General features: G+C 58.1%; 19 protein-coding genes. 7 read left to right on the forward strand and 12 right to left on the reverse strand.

All coding sequences use genetic code 11. The annotated features are described in order from the left end of the window. Positions 1-127: 127 nt before the first annotated feature. Genes FDP28_RS03600 through FDP28_RS03620 form a run of 5 tightly spaced genes read right to left on the reverse strand, consistent with a single transcriptional unit; the run spans position 128 to position 6,284 of the window. Complete coding sequence (locus tag FDP28_RS03600; protein WP_144659241.1) at positions 128-1,441, reverse strand: UDP-glucose dehydrogenase family protein; 1,314 nt, start codon at positions 1,439-1,441, stop codon at positions 128-130. Between the two features lie 37 nt (positions 1,442-1,478). Next, positions 1,479-2,915: a sugar transferase gene (locus FDP28_RS03605; protein WP_144659242.1), complete on the reverse strand. Its 1,437-nt coding sequence runs from the start codon at positions 2,913-2,915 to the stop codon at positions 1,479-1,481. 44 nt (positions 2,916-2,959) lie between these two features. Continuing rightward, on the reverse strand, positions 2,960-3,934 hold the full coding sequence (locus FDP28_RS03610; RefSeq protein WP_144659243.1) for a GDP-L-fucose synthase family protein: 975 nt from the start codon (positions 3,932-3,934) through the stop codon (positions 2,960-2,962). Beyond that, positions 3,934-4,962 (reverse strand): GDP-mannose 4,6-dehydratase, encoded by a 1,029-nt coding sequence (gene gmd, locus FDP28_RS03615; RefSeq protein ID WP_144659671.1) that lies wholly within the window; start codon positions 4,960-4,962, stop codon positions 3,934-3,936. Before gmd ends, FDP28_RS03610 begins: the two co-directional genes overlap by 1 nt. Positions 4,963-5,006: 44 nt before the next feature. Beyond that, positions 5,007-6,284 (reverse strand): glycosyltransferase family 4 protein, encoded by a 1,278-nt coding sequence (locus FDP28_RS03620; RefSeq protein WP_144659244.1) that lies wholly within the window; start codon positions 6,282-6,284, stop codon positions 5,007-5,009. Between the two features lie 676 nt (positions 6,285-6,960). Here FDP28_RS03620 and FDP28_RS03630 point away from each other — a divergent pair. The 3 genes from FDP28_RS03630 to FDP28_RS03640 all read left to right on the forward strand — a co-directional run bounded on the left by FDP28_RS03630 (position 6,961) and on the right by FDP28_RS03640 (position 12,122). Next, the gene (locus FDP28_RS03630; RefSeq protein ID WP_144659246.1) at positions 6,961-7,794 is read left to right on the forward strand and encodes a glycosyltransferase family 2 protein; all 834 of its coding nucleotides are present in this window, start codon (positions 6,961-6,963) and stop codon (positions 7,792-7,794) included. Between the two features lie 227 nt (positions 7,795-8,021). Beyond that, the gene (locus FDP28_RS03635; RefSeq protein ID WP_144659247.1) at positions 8,022-8,963 is read left to right on the forward strand and encodes a glycosyltransferase; all 942 of its coding nucleotides are present in this window, start codon (positions 8,022-8,024) and stop codon (positions 8,961-8,963) included. A 1,683-nt stretch (positions 8,964-10,646) separates the two neighbouring features. Beyond that, complete coding sequence (locus FDP28_RS03640) at positions 10,647-12,122, forward strand: tyrosine-protein kinase domain-containing protein (RefSeq protein WP_144659248.1); 1,476 nt, start codon at positions 10,647-10,649, stop codon at positions 12,120-12,122. 491 nt (positions 12,123-12,613) lie between these two features. On the opposite strand, the gene FDP28_RS03645 is transcribed toward FDP28_RS03640, so the two are convergent. The 6 genes from FDP28_RS03645 to FDP28_RS03665 form a co-directional block, all read right to left on the reverse strand. After that, the gene (locus tag FDP28_RS03645) at positions 12,614-13,819 is read right to left on the reverse strand and encodes an O-antigen ligase family protein (RefSeq protein ID WP_186313497.1); all 1,206 of its coding nucleotides are present in this window, start codon (positions 13,817-13,819) and stop codon (positions 12,614-12,616) included. Positions 13,820-14,008: 189 nt separating this feature from the next. After that, entirely contained in the window at positions 14,009-16,180 is a 2,172-nt protein-coding gene (locus FDP28_RS03650) for an acyltransferase family protein (RefSeq protein WP_144659250.1), read from the reverse strand. A gap of 108 nt (positions 16,181-16,288) precedes the next feature. Beyond that, complete coding sequence (wecB, locus tag FDP28_RS03655) at positions 16,289-17,431, reverse strand: non-hydrolyzing UDP-N-acetylglucosamine 2-epimerase (protein ID WP_397320914.1); 1,143 nt, start codon at positions 17,429-17,431, stop codon at positions 16,289-16,291. A 99-nt stretch (positions 17,432-17,530) separates the two neighbouring features. Then, complete coding sequence (locus tag FDP28_RS20730) at positions 17,531-17,773, reverse strand: ElyC/SanA/YdcF family protein (RefSeq protein ID WP_260842345.1); 243 nt, start codon at positions 17,771-17,773, stop codon at positions 17,531-17,533. A gap of 51 nt (positions 17,774-17,824) precedes the next feature. After that, a complete protein-coding gene (locus tag FDP28_RS20735; RefSeq protein ID WP_260842320.1) occupies positions 17,825-18,079 on the reverse strand; it encodes a hypothetical protein in 255 nt (84 codons plus the stop codon). After that, on the reverse strand, positions 18,076-18,540 hold the full coding sequence (locus FDP28_RS03665) for an Lrp/AsnC family transcriptional regulator (protein WP_144659252.1): 465 nt from the start codon (positions 18,538-18,540) through the stop codon (positions 18,076-18,078). The genes FDP28_RS20735 and FDP28_RS03665 overlap by 4 nt, the downstream gene beginning before the upstream one ends. Before the next feature lie 172 nt (positions 18,541-18,712). Between FDP28_RS03665 and pdhA the strand changes: the two genes are divergently transcribed. Genes pdhA through FDP28_RS03680 form a run of 3 tightly spaced genes read left to right on the forward strand, consistent with a single transcriptional unit; the run spans position 18,713 to position 22,481 of the window. After that, positions 18,713-19,906 carry a pyruvate dehydrogenase (acetyl-transferring) E1 component subunit alpha gene (gene pdhA / locus FDP28_RS03670; RefSeq protein WP_144659253.1) on the forward strand — a complete coding sequence of 398 codons (1,194 nt, stop codon included), beginning with the start codon at positions 18,713-18,715 and terminating at the stop codon, positions 19,904-19,906. Then, entirely contained in the window at positions 19,903-20,991 is a 1,089-nt protein-coding gene (locus FDP28_RS03675) for an alpha-ketoacid dehydrogenase subunit beta (RefSeq protein ID WP_144659254.1), read from the forward strand. Before pdhA ends, FDP28_RS03675 begins: the two co-directional genes overlap by 4 nt. A 2-nt stretch (positions 20,992-20,993) precedes the next feature. Next, positions 20,994-22,481, forward strand: coding sequence for a dihydrolipoamide acetyltransferase family protein (locus FDP28_RS03680; protein WP_144659255.1), 1,488 nt, complete (start codon positions 20,994-20,996; stop codon positions 22,479-22,481). A 115-nt stretch (positions 22,482-22,596) separates the two neighbouring features. On the opposite strand, the gene FDP28_RS03685 is transcribed toward FDP28_RS03680, so the two are convergent. Further along, positions 22,597-24,009 carry an MFS transporter gene (locus FDP28_RS03685; RefSeq protein ID WP_144659256.1) on the reverse strand — a complete coding sequence of 471 codons (1,413 nt, stop codon included), beginning with the start codon at positions 24,007-24,009 and terminating at the stop codon, positions 22,597-22,599. Positions 24,010-24,963: 954 nt separating this feature from the next. Here FDP28_RS03685 and FDP28_RS20480 point away from each other — a divergent pair. Continuing rightward, positions 24,964-26,169 carry a hypothetical protein gene (locus FDP28_RS20480; RefSeq protein WP_186313498.1) on the forward strand — a complete coding sequence of 402 codons (1,206 nt, stop codon included), beginning with the start codon at positions 24,964-24,966 and terminating at the stop codon, positions 26,167-26,169. The last annotated feature ends 189 nt before the right edge of the window (positions 26,170-26,358 follow it).

The raw sequence follows: 26,358 nt of genomic DNA on the forward strand, positions 1-26,358 counted from the left end.
GGCTGCCAGAAGGAGTACTGCCGTTAGAACTCCGGTGATAAGAGCCGCGAACCAAATGCGTCGCTTGACAGGGCTGACATTGCTTTGAGGCATTCTGTCAGTTCTCAGTTTGCTTCCGCTGCGCATGTTATGGGCGTCCGAGTCCTCGATATTGCCATCCGGCGGCCCGCCACTTGCCGGCATCAAGGATGTTTCTCCCGTCCAAAATCCTCGGCGTTGTCACTATTTCCTTAAGCAAATGAGGATCAAGTTCTCGATATTCCTGCCACTCCGTCAACAGCAGCACAGCATCGGTGCCCTCCAGAGCAGATTCCATGTCAGGTTCGTACTGCAGTTCCGGAAATCTCAAAGCCGCATTGTCCAAAGCCTTCGGGTCTGTGACTGTGACGACGGCTCCCTGCAACTGTAACTGAGCCGCAATACTCAACGCTGGTGAATCGCGGACATCGTCGCTCTCGGGCTTAAACGCGGCGCCGAGTACGGTGATACGTTTTCCGAGCAGGCTATCACCGCATAGTTCCCTGGTGAGTTCGACCATGCGAGTTCGCCGCCGCATGTTTATGGCATCCACTTCCCTTAGAAACGTTAGAGCCTGATCGGCGCCTAGCTCGCCAGCGCGCGCCATGAAAGCCCGAATGTCCTTTGGAAGACAACCGCCTCCAAAACCGATGCCGGCATTTAAAAACTTTCGGCCAATCCGTTCGTCCATACCTATGGCATCCGCGAGACGAGTGACGTCTGCGCCAGCCGCCTCGCAAAGCTCCGCCATGGCATTTATGAAGGAGATCTTCGTTGCTAGGAAGGAGTTTGCTGCAGTCTTAACCAGTTCTGCTGTGGGGAGGTCTGTGACCAAGCGTGGAGTCCCTGTTGAAAGGGGTACCGTGTATACCTCGTCCAGCACTGCCACAGCTGGATGCTCCTCAGACCCGCCAATAACACCGTAGACAAATCGATCAGGGTAGAGCGTGTCCTTGACCGCATGACCTTCGCGCAGGAACTCAGGGTTCCAGACCAAGTGTGCGTCCGGTTCGTGTGCCGATATCAATGCGCTGAGACGCGCCGCTGTTCCGACAGGGACTGTTGACTTACCGACAACCACATCACCCGGCGACAAATGCGGAAGGAGGTTCCGGGCCGCCGCGTCGACATAGGTCAGGTCTGCACCGTTTTCCCCCTTCTTCTGGGGCGTACCTACACAGATAAAGTGGACGTCGCTGCCGGCCGCAGCTGCTAAGTCTGACGTGAATGTGAGCCGGCCGGTGTCCTGGACTTCTTCTAGTAGTTCTTTCAACCCAGGCTCGTAGAAGGGCGCTTTGGCGGCCGCCAAATCCGCAATTTTCCGGGAGTCGACATCGATGCCAACGACCTCGTGGCCCAGCTTGGCCATACATGCTGCATGCACAGCGCCGAGATAACCACAACCAATAACAGAGATACGCATTTTGTTCCTTCCGCAGTTTCGCTGCGCCGTTATTTGCCTAGTAAGCACCTGTGCTGTGGAACACGGCACGAACTGTGCGGAGAATGATCACCAGATCGCCAGCAAGCGACCAATTTTCAACATAATAGAGGTCCAACCGAACGGAATCCTGCCAGGAAAGATTCGACCTTCCGCTCACTTGCCATAGCCCCGTGAGTCCGGGCTTAACCAGCAAACGACGCCGAACGTCGTGCTCGTAGGCCTCAACTTCTCGAGGGAGGGGGGGACGCGGTCCGACCAAACTCATTGAGCCGACGAAGATGTTGAACAGTTGGGGCAATTCGTCCAAGCTGTATCGCCGAAGTACCCTGCCGATGTTGGTAACACGAGGGTCTTCTCTGATTTTGAAAAGTAGCCCGCTTCCTTCGTTTTGCTCCTGAAGGCCAGCCAGGCGGGCCTCTGCGTCGGCTACCATTGACCGGAATTTGATCATCTGGAAAGGCTTGCCCTCGATGCCCACTCGATCCTGCAAGAAGAGTACGGGTCCGCGGCTATCAAGCTTCACAAGTATGGCTATTACTAACATCAGCGGTGCTGAAAGCAGGATGAGCAGGCCTGAGACGAAGATGTCGAAGAGCCGTTTGGCCACTCGCTGGCCACCCTCGAGAGTAGGCGTTGTTACGTGGATCAATGGCAAACCTGCGACCTGCTGGGTATGGATTCGGGGACCCGCGATATCCGTTAGGGCCGGCGCCATTATGAGTCCGACGTTACGAGCTGCGAGTTCCCATCCCAGATGACGGATGGTCTGTGGATGGAGTTGCACGCCCGCGGATACAGCAACGGCATCTGCTTTGCACTTTTCGATCGCGGCCAAGACCGACTCCGTGTCAGCACGATGGCCGAGAACCGGTAGCCCCGAATCGTCATCGATGGTCGCTGTTCCCGCGACGCCCGGAGTGTAGGCAGCAACTGGGAGGTACCCTGAGTGTTTTGCCCGGTGCAGAGAAGACGCGAGATGAGCCACAGCGCTCGGACCACCAAGCAGCAGGAGTCGGGACATGCTTCGCCCCTTCTGCCGTGCAACATTGAGGTGCTGACGGAGCAGCCACCGAGCTAAAAGCAGGCCTGCCAAGCCAACAGGCAAAGCGATCCCCACATACCCTCGGGCTGTCTCTATTCTCAGTGAGTAAGAAATAATGGCAACGAGACCGAATAGCCACAAAGAAGCTGCAGCCACACGCTTGTATTCGTCCGGTCCCGCGCCTAAGACACGGCTCTGTCTGCTGTTCCACGCGCCGAGCATGAACCACCAAACGGCTGCAAGTGCGACGGACACCCATAGATAATTTGGTTCTTGACCCGATATGACAAAGTCCGGCTCGAACCCAAAACGAATGACATAAGCGCCAACCACGGCCCAAACGATAACGAAGGCGTCAACAACTTTGAGCCTTCTTGACGCTCGCCTCTGCCATGCCTTGTCGCGACTCAAGGAGCCCCCCATTTCCTGTCATAGGCCTATAAATTTAGCGGCGACTAGCTCCGAACATGGCCGTGCTGAGAACGATACCAAGCGACAGTCGAGCGGATACCCTCTTCAAGTCCTATGGAAGCCGTCCAGCCTGCACGGGCGAGATTTGAAACATCGAGCAATTTCTGGGGCGTACCGTCCGGTTTGGAAAGATCCCATTGGATGCTTCCCTGGAAACCGACGGCATCGGCAACCAACTCGGCGAGTTCTTTGATGGTGACATCTGAGCCAGTTCCCACGTTGACTTGCTCGGGTCCGTCATAGTTCTCTAAGAGGTGGAGGCAAGCGGACGCCATATCGTCCACGTGGAGAAATTCTCGTCGGGGTGATCCTGAGCCCCAATTTGTCACAGTTGCTACGCCTTCCGTGACAGCCTCATCGTAACGTCTGATGAGCGCCGGAAGAACGTGCGATCCTGCAGGCGAAAAATTGTCCCCCGGGCCGTAGAGATTTGTCGGCATGGCCGATATCCAGGGTAGACCGTACTGACGTCGTATGGCCTGGACGTGCATGATGCCCGCGATCTTGGCTATGGCGTATGCGTCGTTAGTCGGTTCGAGGTGACCGGTAAGCAGCGAGTCTTCCCGGATAGGTTGTTCCGCAAACTTCGGGTATATACATGACGATCCTAGGAAGAGCAGACGCTCGGTCCCGTGCTGTCTTGCGGCATCCAAGACATTCACTTGAATTCTCAAGTTATCGCTCAGGAAGTCCACGGGGTACGAGCTGTTCGCAAGTATGCCGCCGACCTTTGCAGCCGCGAGTGCAACATAACGGGGTTTGTGAGTTGAGAAGAAAGCGAACACCGCCTCACGGTCCTTTAGGTCAAGCTCAGCAGATGTCTTACCAATCAGCCCCGTAAATCCCTCGGCCTCGAGCTTGCGCCAGATAGCAGATCCAACGAGTCCCCGGTGGCCGGCTATGTAGAATGCTGCGTGGCGATCCAGTGGTCCTGGCCGGAATGAAACTGAGTTATTCATCAGTTTTTCCAACTCTCCAAGTCGACCGTATCGATCCAGTGGTTCCCCGCGTGCTTCTGTGCTTCGATGTCAGCATCGACCATAATTCGCGCAAGTTCAGGGGTTTCGACTGTGGCTTTCCATCCGAGCTTTTCATGGGCCTTCGAAGCGTCTCCAACGAGCGCATCTACTTCGGTGGGGCGAAGGTAACGTTCGTCGAATCGAACGTGCTCTTCCCAGTCCAGACCCGCGTGCTCGAAAGCGATTTGAAGGAAATCGCGGACGGTGTAGTTTCCGCCGGTTGCCAATACAAAGTCGTCGGGCTCATCCACCTGCAGCATCCGCCACATTCCCTCGACGTATTCGGCCGCGTAGCCCCAGTCGCGAACAGCGTCCAGATTCCCCATGTAGAGCAGGTCCTGTTTTCCCGCCTTAATCGCCGCGACAGCACGGGTAATTTTACGAGTTACAAATGTCTCTCCCCGACGCGGAGACTCATGATTAAACAGGATTCCGTTCACGGCGAACATGCCGTAGGCCTCGCGGTAATTTTTAGTCACCCAGTAGCTATACACCTTGGCTGCTCCGTACGGAGAGCGGGGGTAGAAAGGTGTTTCTTCGTTTTGCGGGGGTGGCGTTGCGCCGAACATCTCGGATGACGATGCCTGATAGAACCTGGTGTCAACGCCAGACATCCGTACGGCTTCAAGTAGCCGAATCGAACCGATACCGGTCGTGTTCCCCGTATGCTCCGGTTCGTCAAACGAAACTCTGACGTGAGACTGGGCCGCAAGGTTGTAGACCTCGTCAGGATTGATCTCCGCAATCAGTGTGACTAGACGGGCGCCGTCGCTTAGATCACCGTAGTGCAGGAATAGCTTTGCGCTTGGATCATGGGGGTCCACATAAAGGTGATCGACTCGAGCCGTGTTGAAGGTTGACGCCCGGCGAATAAGACCGTGGACCTCGTAGCCCTTCTTGAGTAGCAGTTCGGCCAGGTACGAGCCGTCCTGACCAGTGATACCGGTAATTAGCGCGCGCTTTACCATGGATCCCCCCATTAGAGAATTTTTGCGTTGATGTTAGGGCGGGCCTAGTGGCTCCGTGCCGACACTATGCTCGACAGGAACTCATCATAGTGCGCAATTGCGGTGTCTTCGGACAATGTGACTTGACGAAACCTAAGACCGCTTGCGGCCATGTTGCGTTTCCGCTGGGGTTCGCGGGAGAGGAGCTCTATTGTCTCCACAAGCTTTTCCGGACATGCCGCGTCAACGCGCACACCACCCCCGGATGAGGCAATCTCTGCTGCAGTCACACTCCCGTCGTCAGTCGCGGCGACCACGGGAACGCCGGCATTGAAGTATGAGGTGAGTTTGCTTGGCACTGCCATGTCCTTGACTCCGGGAAGTTCATTGACCAAGAGGAAGTCTGCGGCCGAAAGCGCGAGCTGAAAGTCCTCGCCGGGAAGGGGATCCAGGAACTCGATGCGATGCAATCCGTGGGCCATGTCCTCGAGCTTCCGGCGCTGGTTTCCGTCTCCCATGAGTACAAACCGCAGTCGGCTATCGTTCTGTTCCGCGATCCTCGCCGCGTCAACAACGTTCTCAAGTCCCTGCTTCATGCCCATATTCCCTGCGTGGAGCACAACGACATCGTCTGGTTCCCAGCAGAGTCGCGCGCGCATCTCTTGCTGGCCGCTGGTGGGCGATGCGGGCAGATGAGTCCAGTTTCTAATGACTTTGACTCGCTCTGGGGCTACAGAAAGGGAATCTACGATGAACTGCTTGAAACGCTCATGGATCGCCGCTACTCCGTCGGCTCCCCTAAGAACGAGAGACTCGAAGGTTCCCATGGCTTGAGCGACAAGACTGCCACCAGCCCTAGTCTCGACGATGCCCCGACTGTAGATATCCTGCACCCATAGCCCAACAGCTGGCCGATTGGGCTTCAACTTGGCGCGTGCAATGGCCATGCCACTCGAAAAGAGTGCCGGGCTCACGACTAGAACCGCATCAGGCTTTCCCCAACCGGTGAACATCACCCGCAAACCAAAACTCAACTCCATGTGCATTCGGTTGACCATGGTGGGCGTGGCGGGGACATAGTGCCTGAGCCTCTTGACCCTGACACCGTTAATCAACTCCGTGCGAGCCCACCCGGTATATTCCTTGCTTCGCTTCCACATCGGATAGTGTGGGTATCCCGTGATGACGGTGACATCGTGACCGGCTGACGACAGACCCTCAGCCAAGCTCGTCGTGTAGGGCGCGTTGCCCGTAGGTTCGGGGGAGTAGTTGAGTCCTATGATTGTGACTCGAAGCTTGGGATTCTTCACAGTCAAAGAATATGCTGCCAGTGTCACAGACATGTAAAAATGCTGCACATATTTGTCGAGAGGGCGCAATGGACGCAACAGAGACCTCGCAAGCCGACGCGGCTTCGGGTATACCCGTGATCGACTTGGCTAGCGCTCCTGGCGAACGGCAGGCTTGGACCCAACCCAAGTCCAAGATCTACCTGTGGGCCATAGCAGAGCGATTGTTAGTCACGAACTCTTGGCAAATAAGCTCACGCCTTCGTATCGCCGTCCTCAAATTGTTCGGCGCAAAAATCGGCTCCAAAGTTATTTTCCGTCCTCGCACGAGGGTGTCTTTCCCTTGGAACCTTGAGATTGGAGCAAACTCCTGGATCGGCGAGGGCGTTTGGATCCACAACCAGAACCGCGTTTCAATTGCTGAGAATTGCGTCGTTTCGCAGGAGGCATTCCTCACCACGGGAAGCCACGCCCATAGACGGGACATGGCTCTGGTTACCCGTCCCATTGTCATTGAGGAAGGTGTGTGGGTTACGGCTCGTGCCGTGGTGCTCGGCGGCACGACTATTGAACGCTCGGCGATGCTAGGGCCGAACTCAGTCGCAGGACCAAACCAAACCATAGAAGCGGGCGCCATCTACTCGGGGAACCCAGCCGTTAAGACCGCCGTTCGCTTCTAATCCGTTCGCCTTCCTACGCTTCGAACACAATCACTAAAGGTGACACCTCGATGAAAGATCTATTGCCAATTGATGCCACTGTCGTGATTCTCACGAAGAACGAGGAGAGGCATATCGCGCGGGCGGTTCAAAGTGCGGCCGGGTTCAGGGAGATACTAGTTGTGGACTCTGGCAGCACCGACAGGACCGTTGAGATAGCCGTGTCCCATGGTGCCAAAGTGGTCCAGTTCAGTTGGGACGGGCAGTACCCAAAAAAGAAAGAATGGGCGCTGGACCACGTCACTTCCGACTGGGTGTTTTACTTGGACGCTGACGAGTTCTTCGAAGACGGCCTCGTCCAAGAATTAAGCTCCGCAGTTAGAGAACCCGCGGCGTCGTCGGTAGAAGTTCCGCTCCGGTACTTCTGGCTTGGAAGTGAACTCAAGCACGGGCACAGGGTAAGCAAACGCATTGGAATGAGACGGTCACGTTGCTATTGGCCACAGCCAGACGATTTGGACGTCCAAAACATGTGGGAAGTTGAGGGGCATTACCAACCTCAGGTTAGAACAGGGCGGATAGTTCAAGCGAAAAATCCCATGGGCCATCAAGATGAAGACGGGCTCTACGACTACTTCGCAAGGCACAATCGTTACAGCGATTGGGAAGCGCACATGCTCCATAAAGATGAAACAGTGTCTACGAAGAGTCGGTCTCGCCTCGGCCGCTTAGCAGTGAAAGTTCCCGCTAAACCCCTTGTCTTCTTCTTATACTCGTACATTTTCCGGCGTGGATTCTTGGACGGAGAGGCTGGCCTTAACTATGCTCTCGCACTGTCTTTCTACTACTGGCAGATAGGTGTTAAGGCAAAGGAACTCAAGCTTGCTACGGAGTTTTCGATTTGAGCAAAGAATTTGCAATTGTCCAACTCACTAATACTTTGTCAGTCGAGGATGGTGGGCCGGCTCGGAACTCATTCGAGCTCAATCGAGCGCTTAATGCCAAAGCCAATTGTCATGCAGATTTGTTCTGGTTTACTGGCAAGTTAGAGACAACCGTTATCATAGGGGACGGACAAGCCCTTGTGCCGGTCCCCGTACCTGGTCCCAGAAGAGTATCTTTCCGTAGAAGCGTGGAGTCAAGATTAGCCAATCTTTCTGATCTTCTAAATGCGATACGAAAAGCTGATGCCCTAATCATTCACGGCTATTATCTACTTTGGGTTCCCTTCTTCGCAGTTGCTGGCAGGCTGCTTGGCTCTGAGGTACACCTGATGCCACATGGCGCACTGACTGCTAGACAGCAGAAGTTCAGCGTTGCAAAGAAGCGTGCTTTTGATTCGCTGTTTGGGCGTGTTACCCGCCTTGCACTTACAGGATTCGTAACTGGATCCGAAATTGAAAGCCATGAACTTCGGAAAAAGTTTCCTAAATCCCAGGTGCGTGTTGCGGGGGTAGGGGTTCCCATCCCGCCAAAGCACAAAAAGGGTGACCTGCCGCACCCCACTCTTAGGATGCTGTCAATGTCGAGGATTGCGGGCAAAAAGCGAATCGACTTGTCTATTGATGCTTTGTACGAACTTCGGCGAAGCGGGGTTGATGCTGTTCTCACAGTTGCTGGGGCGGGAACAGATGAGCTAGTCGAAAAGCTTAAGGACCACGCAAAGTCATTTGATATCGAAGATAAGGTCAAGTTTGTCGGTCAGTTGTCTGGGGCGGTGAAGGAGCGGACCTTCTTGGAATCTGACATCTTCTTATTGCCGAGTGAAGATGAAAACTTCGGAATTGGTTTCGCAGAGGCGGCGTCGTACGGGCTTCCCTGTGTCGTGAGTACAAATGTTGCAGCCGCAGTGGGCATGCCAGAGAGCGCCGGTCGTTTAATTGACGATCCAGCTGGCGCGAGCTTGGCCTCGGCCATCCGCGAATGCATCGAGCCTTCTTTCTATCAAGATGCGCAGGATCATGCCAGGCTATACGCGCAGGCGAATTTTTCATGGGAGGCTGCGGCGGATCTTTGGCTGCGAGCTATGGGCCGTGGGGATTTGGCGGGCAAGCCTGGCATTCACATAGAGTAGCTTGGGGCGTAAAGACCTACGTCCAAGGTAAAGCCACTCGATCCGGCGCCTTCCACCGTCAGTCGATTTCGCGAGGCGCCGAGCACTAAGAGCGTGTCCAGTATGCAGCCGGCGGATTCAATCAACGCCTTGCTGTGGGGATTTTAGAGAGATGAGAAGAATATGAAACGCTTCTTAAAGGCGCTCTTCTCGAACGGTTCGGCAAGCATCATCAGTATGGGGCTTTCCGTAATTGTGGCTCGCCAGGGGGGCACTGAAGCGCTCGGTGAATTCGCTCTTGCGTACTCTGTATACATAATTGTCCAACTGTGCGCAAGGGAAGCTGGTATTAGCCCTCTTCTGGCCGAACATCCGTCTCGCAGAGTAATGAAGCGCCAAGCTGCTCGCTCGTCTCTGATCGGTCTTGTCTTTTCCGTTCCGGCGCTAGCTTGCGGCTTGCTACTTGGCTCCTTCGCCGTTGTTGTTGTGGCGATTTGTCTGAATGGCATGATGTTGCTCAATTATTCCAAGACGCTGAGCCTGACAATTGCTGATGGCAAGGACGCTTTGTACCAAGATGCGGTGCTGTTCCTAATAGTTGGCGTAGCTGGCCTGACGACTTTGATGGGCTTAACCTCGTCGGACTTTCTGGTCTTGACGTGGGCTGTAGGCTCGGCGGCAGTGGGGTATGTGACGTGCTGGATCCAGCGGATGCATATGTGGCCATCCTGGCGCGGACGGGGTGCCGAATCTAGAACTAGCATCGTCTTTGGGGGGCAGAGTCTGCTTGGATCGGGGTCGGTACACATCCTGACCTTCTTACTTACAGCGGTTGGCGGCGCGAGCTTGGTGGGCTCTATCCGCGGTGCCACGACTATGGTAGGCCCGGCAAACCTACTGATCACTACTGTTCAGCCTTTGGCCATCAGGTATCTGGCACGAACGTCTTCTGAGCCGAGAACGATAAATTTTAAGCAAGCTGTCAAAGCCGCTGGCGTGATACTCCTCGGATATTCGCTTTTGACAGCTGCACTCGTGTTCACAGGCATGGTCTGGGGCCATCAGATTTTCGGTCAGGCATGGAATCAGTCAGCGCCATTGTTGCTTCTGGTTGCCTGCGACGGTCTTGCGGTCTGTTGTGCTGTAGTTCCTATCGCAGCTCACCGCACAGTTTGGGCTTCCGGAAGAGCGGCTAGGATTACCGTGATGTTGCTCTTCGTGCGATTTCCTCTTGTTCTTGGTGGAGCGTACTTTGGGGGTGCTGTGGGCGCAGGTTGGGGCTTCCTGTTATCAACGTGCGTTGCGACTACAACATGGTGGGTCTCTATTTATCAGTTGGCCAGACCCCCTCGTCCTGCCAACGAGGTGTAGGCTGGTTTCTCGGAATCACTAGCCGTAAAATTTGCGGAACTATTCGATGTTTAGAGCGCATGCTCGGCAGCCCGAAACGGCAAACCGCTACTGTCGTCTCGACGGTGGAGCGCACCGGTACATGTGGCAGGGCCGTCTCCGCTGGGATTGGTGTACTCTCCGTTCCCACCCAAACCTTATTCCTACGTCGGTGGGTGACCTCGGCGCCCTGCCGTCGGACACGTGTGATCCCGCACTCCTAAACCGGCTATAATTGCTAAGACCGCAAGAATATTGCCGTCCTATCGGTGCGCTTTTGGCCCGCCTGGGATGACGTTAGAGGGGACCCGCGTCTTGGACATTAGCGACTATCTGCGCATAGCGCGGCGCAACTGGATTCTGATTGTCACTACAACTCTTTGCGGTCTGTTGGTTAGCGGTGCGGCGTCTGTGCTAGTCAAACCAACGTATACCTCTGAAACGCAACTTTTCGTAGCAATTCAAAATTCAGGTTCCGTTCTGGAACTCCAACAGGGTAATACTTTCAGCCAGTCGCGCGTTCAGTCGTACGTAAAGACTGCAGTTACACCTGTTGTTCTTCAGCCTGTCATAGACTCCCTCGGCCTCGGTGAAACCGCAGATCAACTCGCTGGCAGAGTAAAAGTCACGACTGAAACTAGTACCGTACTTATAAATATCAGTGTGAATGACACTTCGCCCTCGCGTGCAGCTGCTATTGCCCAGGGTGTGGCGACAAGCCTCGTGTCAGCCGTAGAAAACCTGGAAAAGCCCAAGAGTGGTGGCGCATCTCCCGTTAGCTTGTCGATAATTACGCCGGCGCAGGCTCCTGACCAACCCTCCGCGCCGAATTCCAAGCTCAACCTTGTCCTAGGACTCCTTGTCGGTTTCATGGTTGGACTCGCCGCGGCCCTGTTACGTTCAGCACTTGATAATCGGGTACGTGGGGAGGCGGATCTACGTATGGTTACCGATTCGCCAATTCTCGGCGGAATATCATTTGAACCTGATGCCACTAAGAAGCCACTGCTGACTCAAGCCCCGCACCAGAGCCCTCGCGCCGAGTCCTTCCGTCAGCTTCGAACGAACTTGCAATTCGCAAACGTTTCTGGTCAGGCCAAGACCGTTCTTGTCACATCCTCCGTGCCAAGCGAAGGCAAGAGCACGACAGCAACGAATCTGGCCCTCGCTCTCGCTCAGGCTGGACAGTCAGTATGTCTGGTGGATGCTGACCTGCGGCGTCCGACAGTTAATGAATATCTGGGCCTGGAAAGAAACGTAGGACTGACGTCAGTTCTGGTCGGCTCTATCGATTTGAGTGGGGCATTGCAGCCGTGGGGGAATGACAGCCTGTTCGTGCTGACTTCCGGTCAAATTCCACCCAACCCAAGCGAACTCTTAGGATCTGTTGAGATGAAGCATCTCATAGCCGAGCTGGAGAACGCTTTTGACGCCGTGATTATAGATGCACCTCCACTTTTACCTGTAACAGACGCGGCGGTACTGTCTCAGCACGTTGGAGGAGTCGTTCTTGTCGTAAGTTCCCAGAAGGCGCGACGCCAAGAAGTGGAAAAGTCCCTGCGGGCTCTTGGCATGGTGGGTGCAAATCTCCTAGGCATAGTGCTGAATCGCCTTCCTGCAAAGGGGCCTGATGCGTACGCGTACGGTTATTACAATCTGGATAGCGACCAATCTTCGTTTTCGAACAAGCGCGGGAATTCACAAGTCGTTTCCAATGAAGGGCGAGCAGCCAGTCCTTCTGTAGACATCCCTCGGGAGCCTCGGAAATTCCCGGTCGACAGGTTGAATTAGCTTCGAGTTTGCTGTTTTCAGGTCCTAAGAAGGCATGGTTTCGGACCTGCAGCGTACTCGCGAGCACTCTAAGGGAGTGCGGAAGCCGACGGTCGACACTCATCGTAGAACTTAGTCTTACTGCCAGAGCGGTGCGAGTGAGGTCTGGGTGCGTCTAAGTTCTCTGACCAACCACGACTGGTTTTAGGCTTTCGGATATTTTGTTCCGTGTGCCATGCCGTCACATACAAGCCCTCCACGCTGAGGCCTGGTGGTGTCATCTAACTTCATGTCTTCAAGTAGTTCGAAGCGCCGCGCACTCCCATAGGTGGGTCACAGGTCACAGGTCACAGGTCACAGGACGACATAGACAACTTGAGCGGGAGTCGAGGGTGGAGGCAGCGGTTAGCGGCGTCTTCGACTAGTGCTCTCCACGACCACGGTTATGCCGTCATAGGCCGGGGTCAACTACTGGCGTCGTCGAAGGACGCCATGCACATCCAATCGCCGTCCTACGCCTCGGAGCTCCTCGGCAACATGTAGGGTAATGCCGCAAGGCAAGCTACCGGAAAGTACAGGAATCTGTCAGTTAGCTGGTTTGAAGCTATGCCTGCGCTGAGCCATACAATAAGTGCAGCCAAGATATGGACACTGAGAGGGTGCACTGTCCGAACGCGCCAGCCTACCGTTATGGCGCCAATAAAGTAGGCCAGAAGTCCACAGACTAATAGCACTCCACCAGCGGCTGCCATCTGAATGTAAATGTTGTGAGCGCTGGTGGCGTATTCCAGGCCGACCCCTATGATCGGGGAGTATTGAAAATCGTGAATTCCTTGTTGGAGGACAAGGGCCCGTCCGGCATCGCTTACTTCAGCGCTTGCGTCCGTGAACCGTACAATTCCTCCAAGGTCTGGCAGCGCTGCCGGACCGGAAAGGAAGGCAATAATTATGCCCACCGCAGACGCTCCAAGAAGTACCGGAAGAACCCGGCGGCGGGTCTTTGCTGAGCACGCCAGCGTGAATACAAGAGAAAGTACCACAGCAACCTGAGCGGCTCTCGAGCCGGACGCAATGACGCCTCCAGCAAGCGATACAAACATTGCCAAGCCTAGTAATCGCCGCCTTGCTATATAGTAGACGGCTATCGACATCGCCATTGCACAGGACACGCCTAGAGTATTGGGGTGCGCCGTTAGCCCCGAGCTTCGTCCGGTCGCATTTACATACCCCAGAAGTGCATTGCTGACGCTAGTAATGTGTAAGAAATCGGAGATAGCTACCGCCCCAGAGACCGCAGCTCCAGCTGTCCAGGCTAACGCAACGCGGCCGACGATCGACGGATTTCGTCCAGCAAGTGTGCACGCAAGAATAGGAATGCCGGCCATGGCGACTAGCCATTGAGCGCCACGAACCCACCCCTCGGCCTGTTGTGAGGTGGGATCTTGAAGGAACGTCACAAGGACGAAGCGTCCAGCTTTATAGGCCTCATCTATGGGGAATGCGACATGCAGTATTCCCACGATAAAGATGGTCAGGGCTCCAACTGTTATCCACCATGAGCTTCTAACATGGAGCCGACCAAAGACGGAATGAACTAATAAGCTCAATATCGCGCCAACGAGGAATATGTCCACAGGTTGTAACGATCCGTAAGTTAGCCCTCCCCAGGTTGAGGTGAATGCGGCCAATATAAGAAAAAGGCAGGCAGTGTCAGCCATGGTGTAAGAGCCTATTTGGCTTGCTATTGAGACAGCTCCGAGGGATTCCTTTTTTAAGTATTTGCTATCCGCTGTTTGGCCCACCCTTAATCCCATCTTCCCATCTTACTGGTACAGGCCGGCGCTGAGTTGCGGATGAAGTCACGTCAGGGGTCGTGCCTGGCCGAGGGCGCTGCTCGAGTCAACATCCTAGTCTTCTCCCAGAACTGCTGGTCCGAGCACCGGAGCAAGCTTGACTGAGTAGGCGGGCGTTATGTGCGAGCCATCGACAAAGATCGGCGTCGTACCGGCGAAGGCGGGACATTGTTTTTCTGCGACGCAAAACCACTTTTCCGTCGATACGAACTTTACGCTTGGGACGGTGGCCGCAGCCTTCTCCTCCGCAGCGAGCATTTTTAAGTATTCTTTATTTGTTCCATTGCAAGCGGCGGGTCGGCTTACTTTGGTGGCGCATTCAAGGAGATTTTCTCCCTGCATCGCGACCGAAAGAAGGACTATCTTGCCGCTGGCTGCGCTGGCCAACTCGCGAAGTTTGGAAACAGTAGCCTTCGTCCACTCCTCGACGAGATTCGGGTTGGTGGTAGCGCCGACCACCCTAGTGGTCGTGTTCAATGCACTATTGACAATGATCAGATCGGGATTCATTTCTTTAATTTTTGACATTGCCCACCTTTGATGGGCTAGGCAGGCTTCTGTAAAGCCCTCGGCGTTGCTGGAACGGGTGACTGGAATCTCAACTGCTGGACACTGGCCCATTGTCAAGCTTTGTATCTTCCATCCTTGCTTTCCAATGGACTCGCGGAGCCCGGGCATCCAACTGATAGAAACTGAATCCCCCAAGAGGACAGCAGTCCGTGGCGCCGATGGTTCGCCATATAGGCAGTTATGTATGTTGTCCTCGCTAACGTTGAGGCACTTATCTTCCACCCATTCGGGTACGAATTTTCCGTCCAATTCGTCAATGCTGGGAACCAGTACTGGCCAGGCCTGGGCGACGTTGGCGGCCGCTAGTTCGGCTTGGAGTTTTTCGAGAGGGCTAGACGGAGGACTGGCATCCTTTCCCGCGGCTGCGGGGCCGGACTGAGCTGTGTTGGTGGACTGGAAATCAAACGAATCGACGGCTGGAGGTCTGAACCAGGCCAGTGTCACGACGAGTGCAGTAACTAGCGCGAGTACCCCTACAGCTGCATAAACGGACTTCTGGTCGAACAGGTCGGCTAAGCGAGGCTTGGAGGCGCGCCGTCGCGGCTCAAGCCATGCGGACCTGCGGATTGGATCCTCGATGAAGTGGTACGACGCAACTGAAAGAGCCAGCATGAGGAGGAGCATGAGTGCCCAGTCGAGAAAGTCCGTTTTTGGCAAAAGGGCAGATAAAACGATGATTACTGGGAAATGCCAAAGGTACAGCGAATACGAGATGTCTCCGACGTAACGGCTGACGGGATTAGTGAGTGGGTACATGAGACGGTGTTGGCCGCCGGTGCCAGAGATTATGACCAGTGCGGTCGCCAGGACAGGAACCGAAGCCCAAGGTCCAGGAAACGGCATTGACGATGTGATGAAGAGCAGGCTCCAAGCCAGTCCGGCAAGGCCGGCGTAGCCCAGGATTAGTCTTATTCGCAGTGAAAGGTTAGCAATCACGGGAGCAGCTATCGCTAGAAGCGAGCCAATCCCAAGCTCCCAGGCCCGTGACGCCGTCGAAAAGTACGCGACGGTGGGATTTGCAGAACTTTCCCAGATCGAGAAAGCAAAAGTCGTTCCAATTATCGCGGCGACGACTGTACCGAGGACGAATCGCGCCCTATTGGGTCTCAACCTCATTCTTTCCACGATGAACCCAAGGACTATGACAATCACCCACGGCCAGACGACATAGAATTGCTCTTCAACCGCCAAGGACCAAAAGTGTTGAAGTGGTGAGACGGGACCCCCGGCATGCATATAGTCAGTGCCGATTGCCGCGAGGTGCCAATTTGTCCCGAACACCAGAGACCAGAGGGCGTCCTCTGTTACGTCTTGGGCCCGTCCTCGGGAGAAGACCAGCCACGAACACGCAACTGTCGTCGCGAGGACGATGATAGCCACCGGAACGATGCGGCGGACACGGCGTCGGTAAAAGTCAGCGAAAGAGATGCTTCCCCGACTCTCGTGTTCTCGTAACAAGAGTCCCGTAATTAGGAAACCAGAGATGACGAAGAATATGTCTACGCCCACGAATCCACCGACCGGGTAACCCAACATGTGGTCGGCAACGACTGCAAGAACAGCTAGAGCCCTCAGCCCCTGTACGTCTGGCCGAAAGGTGGTAGTCGTCTTCGACTTCCTTTGGGCAGGTAGAACCTTATGCGCAGTCTGAGTCATGCTTCCCCCATAAATGACAGATATCAATGGGTATCTTACGTGAAGATAAGGCTACCTACTTTAGTGCCGGGCCCGATGGTCTCTCGTGCGCGAGCTCAACGGACCCTCCTAACCCACCCGCTCCATCCCAAACTCCTCCACGCGCCTGCCCACACCCAGCAGCTCAGCAATAGCGGCAATAGTGCGCTCCGCAGCGAGCCCATCTCCATACGGGTTCACCGCGTTCGCCATGGCCTCAAAGTGCAACTCATCGTGAAGCAGCCGGCTCACCTCGGCTACGATCCGCTCTTCGTCCGTGCCGATCAGCGCCACGGTCCCGGCTTCCACGGCTTCGGGGCGCTCGGTGTTGTCGCGCATCACCAGGACGGGCTTGCCCAGGCTCGGTGCTTCTTCCTGAACTCCACCCGAGTCGGTCAGGACAACATGGGCGAGGGAGAGCATCCGCGTGAACTCGCCGTAGGCCAAGGGCTCCGTGACCAGGACATTCGGCTTACCGGACAAAGCAGGAAGCACCGCCTCGCGGACCACGGGGTTCTTGTGCGCCGGCAGGACGATCGTCAGCTCGGGTTCGGCGTCGGCAATCCGTGCAAGGGCCCGACCAACACCGCGCATCGCATCGCCTTGGTTCTCGCGGCGGTGCGTCGTCACCAGCAAGATACGTCGCCCACTGGAAGCAAGAGACTCCAGTGCAGGATCAGAGAACGGCACCTGCTTATCCACCGTGGTCAGCAACGCGTCGATCACCGAATTGCCCGTAACCACGATGTCCGCAGCGATAACGCCCTCGGCCAGCAGGTTCGCCCGGCTGGTGGTGGTCGGTGCCAGGTGGAGGGAGGCGATCTGGCTGGTGATCTTGCGGTTGGCTTCCTCGGGGAAGGGGGAGAGCAGGTTCCCGCTGCGGAGTCCGGCCTCTACGTGGACCACCGGAATACCGTGATAGAAAGCAGCGATGGCGCCGGCGGTAGAGGTAGTGGTGTCGCCCTGGACAATCACCGCGTCCGGCCGGACGGAAGAAAACAAAGTGTCGAGCCCGCTCATCGTGCGGGTCATGATGTCCGTCAGGGATTGGCCAGGCTGAAGAATGTTGAGGTCGTGGTCCGGGGTGATCCCAAAGAGCTCGTTGACCTGATCCAGCATTTCACGGTGTTGTCCGGTAACCGTTACCACGCACTCGAACAGCTCCGACTCCATCAATGCGCGCACTATCGGCGCCATTTTGATGGCTTCCGGCCGCGTCCCAAAAATAGGCATGATGGTGTGCACGTATTACCCCCATAAAGACCGGCCCGAAGGCACCAGAAACTAGTGCAATCCTAACCGCTCAAAAACCCCGGAAATTCACCAGAACCCTTAGCATTCCGGGCGAATCCAGACATCAAAAAGCCCTCCGGTTTCCACCACGAAACGCCACAGCCAACCGACAGGGGAGAGCTGCGGTTCGGTGCCCACCATCTGCACGTCGGCAGCGATGCATTGCTTCATCAAAGTCCCGGCCCTGAGCACGTGATAGTCGGACGTCACCACAGTCACCGATTTCCACCCGCGCTCCGCTGCCAGCTCCCTGAGGCGGGCAGCTTCACCACGGGTGTTCAGCGGATCCGGACGGAAGCAGTCAAGGTGGGCGTCGCCGTCGTGCGTTTGGCATTACTCATCCGAACCGGCGTTGGCGGGCAGGCCCGTGGTGACCACCACCAGGTCCGGAATGTCCAACTGCTCCCTCAAGGACAAACCCACCGGGAGCCGCTCGTCGCTCATCCCGCCCAACACCACAATGGCGTCGGTCCGTTGGGGAGTGGCGTGGGGCGGGTTGTGGAACAGCTGGTAGGCCCCGATCAGCCACAGCAGCCCGGCGAGCACACCGGCAATAAGAGTCCAGGCAACCTTGCGTCGAAACGTCACCGGGTATCGACGTCTTCGAATACCAGGAACGTCTGCGTATCCAGGATGCCCTCCATGGACTGCAGCTGGTCGAAGATCACGCGGCGCAGATGGATGTTGTCGGTGGCGCGGACCAGGAGGATGACGTCGAAGTCACCGCCTACCAGGGCAATGTGATGGATCTCCGGGATGGCCCGCAGTTGCTCCTTCAGCTCACGCCACGAATGTTGCTGGACTTTCAACGTCACGTACGCGGAGGAGCGAAGGCCGGCTTTGATGGGATCCACCAGGGCTGTGAACTTGGTCAGCACGCCCTCGCCGGTGAGCCGGGCAATCCGGGTATAGGCGTGCGCGCGGCTGATGTGCACGTTCTCCGCAACCTGGGTGATGGACATGCGCCCGTCGGTGGTGAGCTCACGGATGATGTCCCGGTCCACACTGTCCAGCGGTACGGCGGTCTGCTCCGCCTCCGTCTCACTCAAAGCACGCTCCAATTCGTCTACGGCACAGGCGCGTAACCCAGCTCACAAATACAATCTGTCTTTCAGAATACCCAGTTCAGGCAAGGGCTTCCATGATTTGGCCGAAAGCTGGATACGAAACTTCGCCGGGGAACATACTGGAAGCACATAGTGGCTAGAGAAGGACGGACCAATGACGATCCACGCAGACCACTCTGCGCCCGAAACGGCTGTAGAGGACCAGGCTGCTGACGTTCGGACAAAATTCGGCATCAGCGTTGAGGACTACATGCTCCCCGCCCGGCACCAGATCCAAATGGTGAACCCGGACGGCACCCTCCGCCCGCACGACGAGCAAGGCACCGAACCCGGCCACGAGTACCCCACGCCCAGCGATGCTGAACTGATGGCCGCTTACGAGCAGCTCGTCGTCGGACGCCGCGTCAACGACCAGAACTCAGCGCTGGTCCGGCAGGGCCGCATGGCCGTCTACCCCTCAAGCCACGGCCAGGAAGCCTGCCAGGTGGCAGCTGCCATGTGCCTCAAGGAAGGCGACTGGCTGTTCCCCACCTACCGTGATGCCGTTGCCGTCATGACCCGCGGCGTGGACCCGGTGGAAGTGATGACCATCTTCCGCGGCGACTGGCACGGAGGATACGACCCCAAAGAGCACAACGTCGGCATCCAGTGCACCCCGCTCACCACCCAGCTGCTGCACGCCGTCGGCGTCGCCCATGCCGCGAAGCTGCGCGGCGAAGACACCGTAGTAATGGCCATGTGCGGCGACGGTGCCACCAGCGAAGGCGATTTCCACGAGGCACTGAACTTCGCCGCCGTCTTCCACCTGCCCGTCATCTTCTTCGTGCAGAACAACAAGTACGCCATCTCGGTCCCGCTGAGCCACCAGTCCGTGGCGCCGTCGCTCGCCCACAAGGCTGTCGGCTACGGCATGGCCGGTGAGCGCGTGGACGGCAACGACCTCGTCGCGTTGCTCGCCGTCATGGACCGCGCTGTGAAGCTGGCGCGCGAAGGCTCGGGACCGCTGCTGATCGAGGCCCACACCTACCGCATGCAGGCCCACACCAACGCCGACGACGCCACGCGCTATCGCCCGGACAGCGAAGTTGCCGAGTGGCAGGCCAAGGATCCGCTGACCCGCATGAAGGCCTACCTGACGGACAAGGGCCTGTTGGATGACGCAGCATCCTCGCGCATCGCTGAGCACGCGGAAGACGTTGCCACCCAGCTCCGCGAAGGCCTCGGCGAGGACGTGCCGGTGCAGCCGCTGGACCTCTTTAAGTACGTCTTCGACAAGCAAACCCCGCAGTTGAAAGAACAGTCTGAGCTGCTGGCTGACGAACTCGCCCGCGAGGAGGGTGCAAAATGACCATCACCACGTCCGTGAACGGAAACGTCAGCGCCGCCACCGCCAGCGCCGCCGCCTCAGCCGCAGCGACCGCCGAGGCGAGCGGCCCGCAGAGCCTCACCATGGCCAAGGCACTCAACACGGCGATGGCCGACGCCATGCGCGCCGACTCTTCAGTCCTGGTCTTCGGCGAAGACGTCGGCATCCTCGGCGGAGTCTTCCGCATCACCGACGGCCTCATGGCCGAATTCGGTGAACAGCGCTGCTTCGACACCCCGCTGGCCGAGTCCGGCATCGTGGGCATGGCCGTGGGCATGGCCATCAACGGCATGCGGCCCGTCATCGAAATGCAGTTCGACGCCTTCGCCTACCCGGCCTTCGAACAGATCGTCAGCCACGTCGCCAAGATGCACAACCGCACCAAGGGCAAGCTCAAAATGCCCATGGTCATCCGTGTTCCCTACGCCGGCGGCATCGGGGGAGTGGAGCACCACTGCGACTCCTCCGAGTCCTACTACGCCCACACCGCCGGCCTGAAGGTCTACACCCCGGCCACCGTCGCCGACGGTTACCGCATGCTCCGCGAAGCCATCGACTCCGATGACCCCGTGATGTTCATGGAACCCAAGAAGCTCTATTGGTCCAAGGACCAGGTGGACTTGGGTGCCTTGCGGGCAGAGCACGACGCCGGGACCTCCACCGAGGGCCGCGCGGCTGTCGCCCGTCCCGGCACGGACGCGACGCTCATCGCCTACGGCCCGTCCGTTCCCACGGCGCTCGCAGCCGCAGCTGCCGCCGCTGAGGAGGGCCGCTCGCTCGAGGTCATCGACGTCCGCACCATCGTCCCCTTCGACGACGAAACCGTCTGCGCGTCCGTACGCAAGACGGGACGCGCCGTCGTGATCGCCGAGGCCCACGGCTTCGCGTCCGTGTCCTCCGAAATCGTGGCGCGCGTCCAGGAACGCGCGTTCCACTACCTGGCCGCGCCCATCCGCCGCGTGACCGGCTTCGACGTCCCGTTCCCGTCTCCCAAGTTGGAGCACTACTACTTGCCAAGCGTCGACCGCATCCTCGACGCCGTCGACGACCTTCAGTGGGAGGACTAACCATGAGCTCAGATCTGCAGGTATTCCGTCTGCCCGACCTCGGCGAAGGACTCACCGAAGCCGAACTCGTGAACTGGCTAGTGGCCGTGGGGGACCAGGTCAAGGTCGACCAGCCCATCGCCGAAGTCGAGACCGCCAAGTCCATGGTTGAGGTGCCCTCGCCTTACGCCGGCACCGTCGCCGAACTGCACGGGGAGGCAGGCCAAACGCTCGACGTCGGCAAGCCGCTGATCTCGATTGCTCGCGTTGGTGCGGGGTCGGGTTCGGGTCCGGTTGCTGGCTCGGCTGCTGGGACTGGCGCGCCGGCTGCTGCTGCTCCGGCGGCTGCCGATGATGCTGTGTCTACTGGTATTCCGGCCTCGGCCGAGGTTTCCGCAGCTGCTGAGACGTATCGGACCGAGGAGAAGGCTGGCTCGGGGAACGTGCTCATCGGTTACGGCACGCCTGGGGGAGCCACGGGTGGCCGGACCCGACCGCGGAAGACGAGTGTCGCCGTCGTCGAGCCTGCCGCTGTTCCTGAGGTGTCGTTTGAGCCCGCTGTGGCCGGGACGCGTATCCCGGGTAAGCTCAGCGCTGTCATTTCCCCGCTGCTGCGGAAGATGGCGCGCGACCACGGTGTTTCGCTGGACTCGATCGAGGGTTCGGGTGCCAGTGGGCTGATCATGCGCCGGGACGTCGAAGCTGCGATTTCTGCGCCGGAGGCTCCGGCTGCTACGGCTCCGGCTCCTGCTGTTGCGGCTGCCGCCTCCGCTGGCGAGGGCTCCGTTGATGGCCGGACCGGCCTGGCGGTGTCGGCGCGGACGCCTGTTCGTGGAGTGCGCAAGGCCGTGGCTGCGAACATGACGAAGAGCCGCTCGGAAATCCCCGAAGCGACCGTTTGGGTGGACGTCGATGCCACGGCGTTGCTGGAGATGCGTGCCGAACTGAAGAAGCGCGCGCCGCACGATACCCCCGGTCTGCTGGCCTTCATTGCTCGTTTTGTCACGGCTGGGTTAAAAAAGTACCCGGCCTTGAACACGCGCTTTGAGACCGCTGCCGATGGCTCGCAGGAGATCGTGGGCTTCGACGGAATCAACCTCGGTTTCGCCGCCCAGACCGACCGCGGACTCGTGGTCCCGTCCGTACGGAACGCGCACACGATGAGTGCCCGCGAACTGGACGCCGAGATCCGGCGACTCACCGCCGTCGCACGTGACGGAAAGGCGACCCCGACGGAACTGGCCTCCGGCACCTTCACGCTGAACAACTATGGCGTGTTCGGCGTCGACGGTTCCGCGGCGATCATCAACTATCCCGAGGTCGCGATGCTCGGAGTAGGCCGGATCATCGACAAGCCCTGGGTAGTCAACGGCGAGCTGGCCGTCCGCAAGGTGACCGAGCTGACGCTGGCGTTCGACCACCGCGTGTGCGACGGCGAAACCGCCGCGGGCTTCCTCCGCTACATCGCCGACGCCATCGAAAACCCCGGCGGCGCCCTCGCAGACATGTAGCCCCGACCCTCTCTCACATCCCCCGGGCTTGAACCCAACGCTCGCTCACATCCCGCGCTTAAACGCCGAGAAGGACCCCGACTTGAACAGTCGGGGTCCTTCTCCTATAAGTTCCTCAGTGCTTGAAGTCTGCCGAGATCTCGGCGAGCGTGCGCCCCTTGGTCTCGGGAGCGAGCCATTGCGAGAGGATTGCGCCGAGGAATGCGACGACGGCGGCCACCACCATGCTGGGACCCATGCCGATGTTGGCGATCGCCCACGGCAGGGCGAAGGTGCCGAGCGCGGCTCCGATGCGGCTGAAGGCCGCGGCGAAGCCCATGCCGATGCCGCGCAGGTGACCGGGGAAGACCTCGGCCGGATAGACCTGGGTCATCGTGGTGTAGCCGGCGTTGAAGAAGGAGAAGGCCAGGAACAGCGCCAGAACCAGGATGGCCGGTGCGTCCGCCCAGACTCCGATGACCAGCAGGATTCCCGCACAGAGCCACTGCCCCGGGACGGTGAGGATCCGGCGGCCGAGCCTGTCGATCAGTAGAACAGTGGTGACAACACCAGCAGCCGCGAGTGCGGACAGGCCGACGCCGCCAGCCCAGCCTCCACCGAAGCCGAATTGGTTGAGTACTTCGTCGGCGAACGTTGCGATTGCGAAGTAGGGGGTGACTGCGCAGAACCAGAAACCTGCGGTGAAGAGGGTGGTCTTCCAGTATTGCTTGGAGAACAGCATTGAGAAGGACGCATTCTTGATGGTGCTCCGGCTCTGCGCCGCCTGGGCCTCCTGGAGCATCCTCAGGTTGATCTCTTCGGTGATGCTGTCATGCATTTGCGGTGATTCGACGTACTTGCGTGCGATCGCCAGTGCTTCGTCGCGCCGGCCCTTTGTAATGAGCCAGCTCGGCGATTCGGGGAGGCCGATACGCGCGACGAACAGGACGGCTGCGAGTACAGTGCTCGTGCCGATGACGATGCGCCACGGGGCGCCGGCGTCGTGCAGGAGCGTGCCGATGATGAACGCCATCATGAAGCCGACGTACCAAGCGATCAGAGTCAGCCCGAGCAGTCGCCCGCGGAGTTTGGGAGGGGAGAACTCTGACAGCAGCGGTCCGCCGATCGAGTACTCGCCGCCGATTGCGACGCCCATGAAGAACCGGATGATGGCCAGCTGGATTACGGCGCCGTCTCCGGAGGTTACGAAGAACTGGGCAGCTGAGGCGGCCAGGAACAGGCCCATGTCCACGAGGAACATGGGCTTACGTCCGAACTTGTCAGCCGCCCACCCGGCAATCGGGGACCCGACGAAGATGCCAACCAGCGGTCCTGCAGCGATCAAACCCAGGGACAGTGCGTCGAGCTGGAGATCTGAGCGCATGAGTCCAGTGACGGGGCCGATGATTCCGAGGATGTAGCCATCGAGGAACATACCGCCGATGAAGACAGCGACCAGCCGAAACATGAAGCGGCGTTTGAATGTGGAGCTGGTCTCTTTTGGTACGGGGGCGTCGACGGCGGCCGTCGTCTTGGTCGGGTGGATCATGGAGGTGTGTTCCCTTCTGGCTTCAGCGAAAAACGCTGACGGCACCAGAGCGCCGTTTTCTAGACGTGCGGACAGTCGCAGACCTTAGCGACCAGTGGACGAGGCCGGCTGGCTCGATGCCAGCGGATTGCCGCGCTGGGCCCGCGACGCCGGAGCCACGTTTTGATGCCCGGCACTCCTGCGAGACCCATTGAGATCAGCGCCTCGAACCCGGGCGCATCAAAAATGTGACATACGACTCATATATCAGAACTTTAGAGGTGTGATCGGCCTCGGTCAATAGCCTGAGTGTTAATTAGTTCTCACCAGCAGTGCCTGCTTCTTCGACGCAGCCCTTCGCATCCGAGGCTTCCCCTGCCGTGAGCTTGCTCACTATGACTCGCTTTCACGTCACGTTTTAGGAGCCGACTACTACTTCATAAGTGGTTGCGCATCAGGCGACGAACCCGGCTGACCGGACACAGCCCGGAGTGATCAGCTCTTGATGCCTTTCCATTCGTCTCGCAACTCATTCGATGAAGGAACAAAATGCTTAAGCGATTCGTCGGGGCCCTTGCCGCGACCACGACATTGGCAGCGGGGGTGTTCGCTGCACAGTTTGCAATATCGCCAGCCGCCGTGGCATCGACACCCTCAGCGGCTGCAACTACTTTTGAGGCACCACTGTGTCCGGGGACTACGTTTAGTGAACCTTCCCCCGACACCACGGTCAACGGAACGAATCTGGACAATTACAACAACGGGCTGGTAGTCCCGCTTTACAATTACCAGGGCGAGGGGCCGGAGGGTCTCACCACTCTTCCGCCTCTTTGCGGTACGCGTTACGAAACCGAAGCAGAGGGGGGTCCCGTAGGCGGTGGCCCGGTTAGTGCTTGGATGTTCTGTACTGACGTCATCTTGCACTCGTGCTTCGACGGTCGCCCTCTGGACGATGATCCTGAGAAAAATGCCGATATGACCGATTTCCAGCGGCGTGTATTCGCCTACGTTGTTCAGAACGGCTATCAGTACAACGATGGTGTCACCAATAAATTTGTTAGGCCGGACGCCGATTCCGCTGATCGATACAGGTTGCAGCGCCTGGCTTGGTGCGTCAAGGACTACGAGTATCTGACCGGCACGAGCATTACCATCTGTGACAATGCTGGTCTGAGTCCTGACAAGATCAACGAGACGTTCGCTTTCCTTTCCCAGCCGTCAGTGCCGCAAATCAGTGTCACGCCGGTTTCCCAGTCGCAGGTCGTCGGGCAGGAAAGCAGGATCACTGTGACCACAAACATCGCAGAGACACCAATCCAGCTCTCCGCGACCAACGGTACCTTTGTGCTGTGCCCCGGAGAGTCTGACGCCGTTTTGAACGGAGATGTCCTGACGGTCAGCACTCCCTCCTCAGCCGGATCCTCGGTGGACGTAGACCTTTGCACAACCAGCCAGGCTGCTGGAACAGTCTCTGTTGACCTCTCGGTTCTGCCGGTGACGGAAGACAGCTTGAACTGGTACAGCAACGGTGACGACAATTGCCAAGTGTTTGCCGTGTTTGCCCGCGCCGAGGCTCAGACGATCTCAGCATCTGCCCAGATCAACTACGGCCTAACGCCGACGCCGACGCCGACTCCGTCGCCGACGGATACTCCGACGCCGTCTCCGTCGCCGACGGATACTCCGACTGAGACGCCGACTCCGAGCCCGTCGCCGACGGATACCCCGACGCCGACTCCGTCGCCGACGGATACCCCGACGCCGACTCCGTCGCCGACGGATACTCCGACTGAGTCGCCGACGCCGTCTCCGTCGCCGACGGATACTCCGACTGAGACGCCGACGCCGAGCCCGTCGCCGACGGATACCCCGACTCAGACCCCACGGCCGAGCCACTCGGAAACGCCACGGCCTAGCCACTCGGAAACCCCACGGCCGAGCCACTCCGATACCCCGGAGCCGAGGGAATCAGGCGCACCGACAACGGGTGCTCCGGTAATTTCCGTTCCTACAACGGACGCTCCGGCAGGCGATTCATCGAAAACCGGTGGCTCCGGCAGCGGTCTGGCCTACACGGGAACCCAGGTTGCTCCCTTCGTTGCGGCAGCTGCGGCACTCTTGGCCTTCGGTATCGTCCTGATGATCCTCGCTCGCCGCAGGGCAGCATCGCGTCACAGCTAACGCCTGACGCTTAGTCTGTGGCAACAGTGCGGCCCGGAAGCTCATGCTTCCGGGCCGCACTGTACCCCGTCACAATCGCTCCATTTACACCAGAGAGCCGATAGTCCGCTTACAATTCTCTGGGGGTCAGCTGGTGGTCTCCAGTTGCCCGCGATCAGCCGTTCAAGGCTGCCCGCGATTTTCCCTAGG

Source organism: Paenarthrobacter nicotinovorans, from assembly GCF_007670255.1.
Classification (GTDB): Bacteria; Actinomycetota; Actinomycetes; order Actinomycetales; family Micrococcaceae; genus Arthrobacter; species Arthrobacter nicotinovorans_B.

Excerpts from the sequence above, each read along its gene's own strand:
- wecB (WP_397320914.1), bottom strand. The coding sequence starts at position 17,431 with ATGCCTATTTTTGGGACGCGGCCGGAAGCCATCAAAATGGCGCCGATA.
- FDP28_RS03630 (WP_144659246.1), top strand. The coding sequence starts at position 6,961 with ATGAAAGATCTATTGCCAATTGATGCCACTGTCGTGATTCTCACGAAG.
- FDP28_RS03675 (WP_144659254.1), top strand. The coding sequence starts at position 19,903 with ATGACCATCACCACGTCCGTGAACGGAAACGTCAGCGCCGCCACCGCC.
- pdhA (WP_144659253.1), top strand. The coding sequence starts at position 18,713 with ATGACGATCCACGCAGACCACTCTGCGCCCGAAACGGCTGTAGAGGAC.
- FDP28_RS20480 (WP_186313498.1), top strand. The coding sequence starts at position 24,964 with ATGACCGATTTCCAGCGGCGTGTATTCGCCTACGTTGTTCAGAACGGC.
- FDP28_RS03600 (WP_144659241.1), bottom strand. The coding sequence starts at position 1,441 with ATGCGTATCTCTGTTATTGGTTGTGGTTATCTCGGCGCTGTGCATGCA.
- FDP28_RS03610 (WP_144659243.1), bottom strand. The coding sequence starts at position 3,934 with ATGAATAACTCAGTTTCATTCCGGCCAGGACCACTGGATCGCCACGCA.
- FDP28_RS03685 (WP_144659256.1), bottom strand. The coding sequence starts at position 24,009 with ATGATCCACCCGACCAAGACGACGGCCGCCGTCGACGCCCCCGTACCA.
- FDP28_RS03680 (WP_144659255.1), top strand. The coding sequence starts at position 20,994 with ATGAGCTCAGATCTGCAGGTATTCCGTCTGCCCGACCTCGGCGAAGGA.
- FDP28_RS03645 (WP_186313497.1), bottom strand. The coding sequence starts at position 13,819 with ATGGCTGACACTGCCTGCCTTTTTCTTATATTGGCCGCATTCACCTCA.
- FDP28_RS03620 (WP_144659244.1), bottom strand. The coding sequence starts at position 6,284 with ATGTCTGTGACACTGGCAGCATATTCTTTGACTGTGAAGAATCCCAAG.
- gmd (WP_144659671.1), bottom strand. The coding sequence starts at position 4,962 with ATGGTAAAGCGCGCGCTAATTACCGGTATCACTGGTCAGGACGGCTCG.
- FDP28_RS03650 (WP_144659250.1), bottom strand. The coding sequence starts at position 16,180 with ATGACTCAGACTGCGCATAAGGTTCTACCTGCCCAAAGGAAGTCGAAG.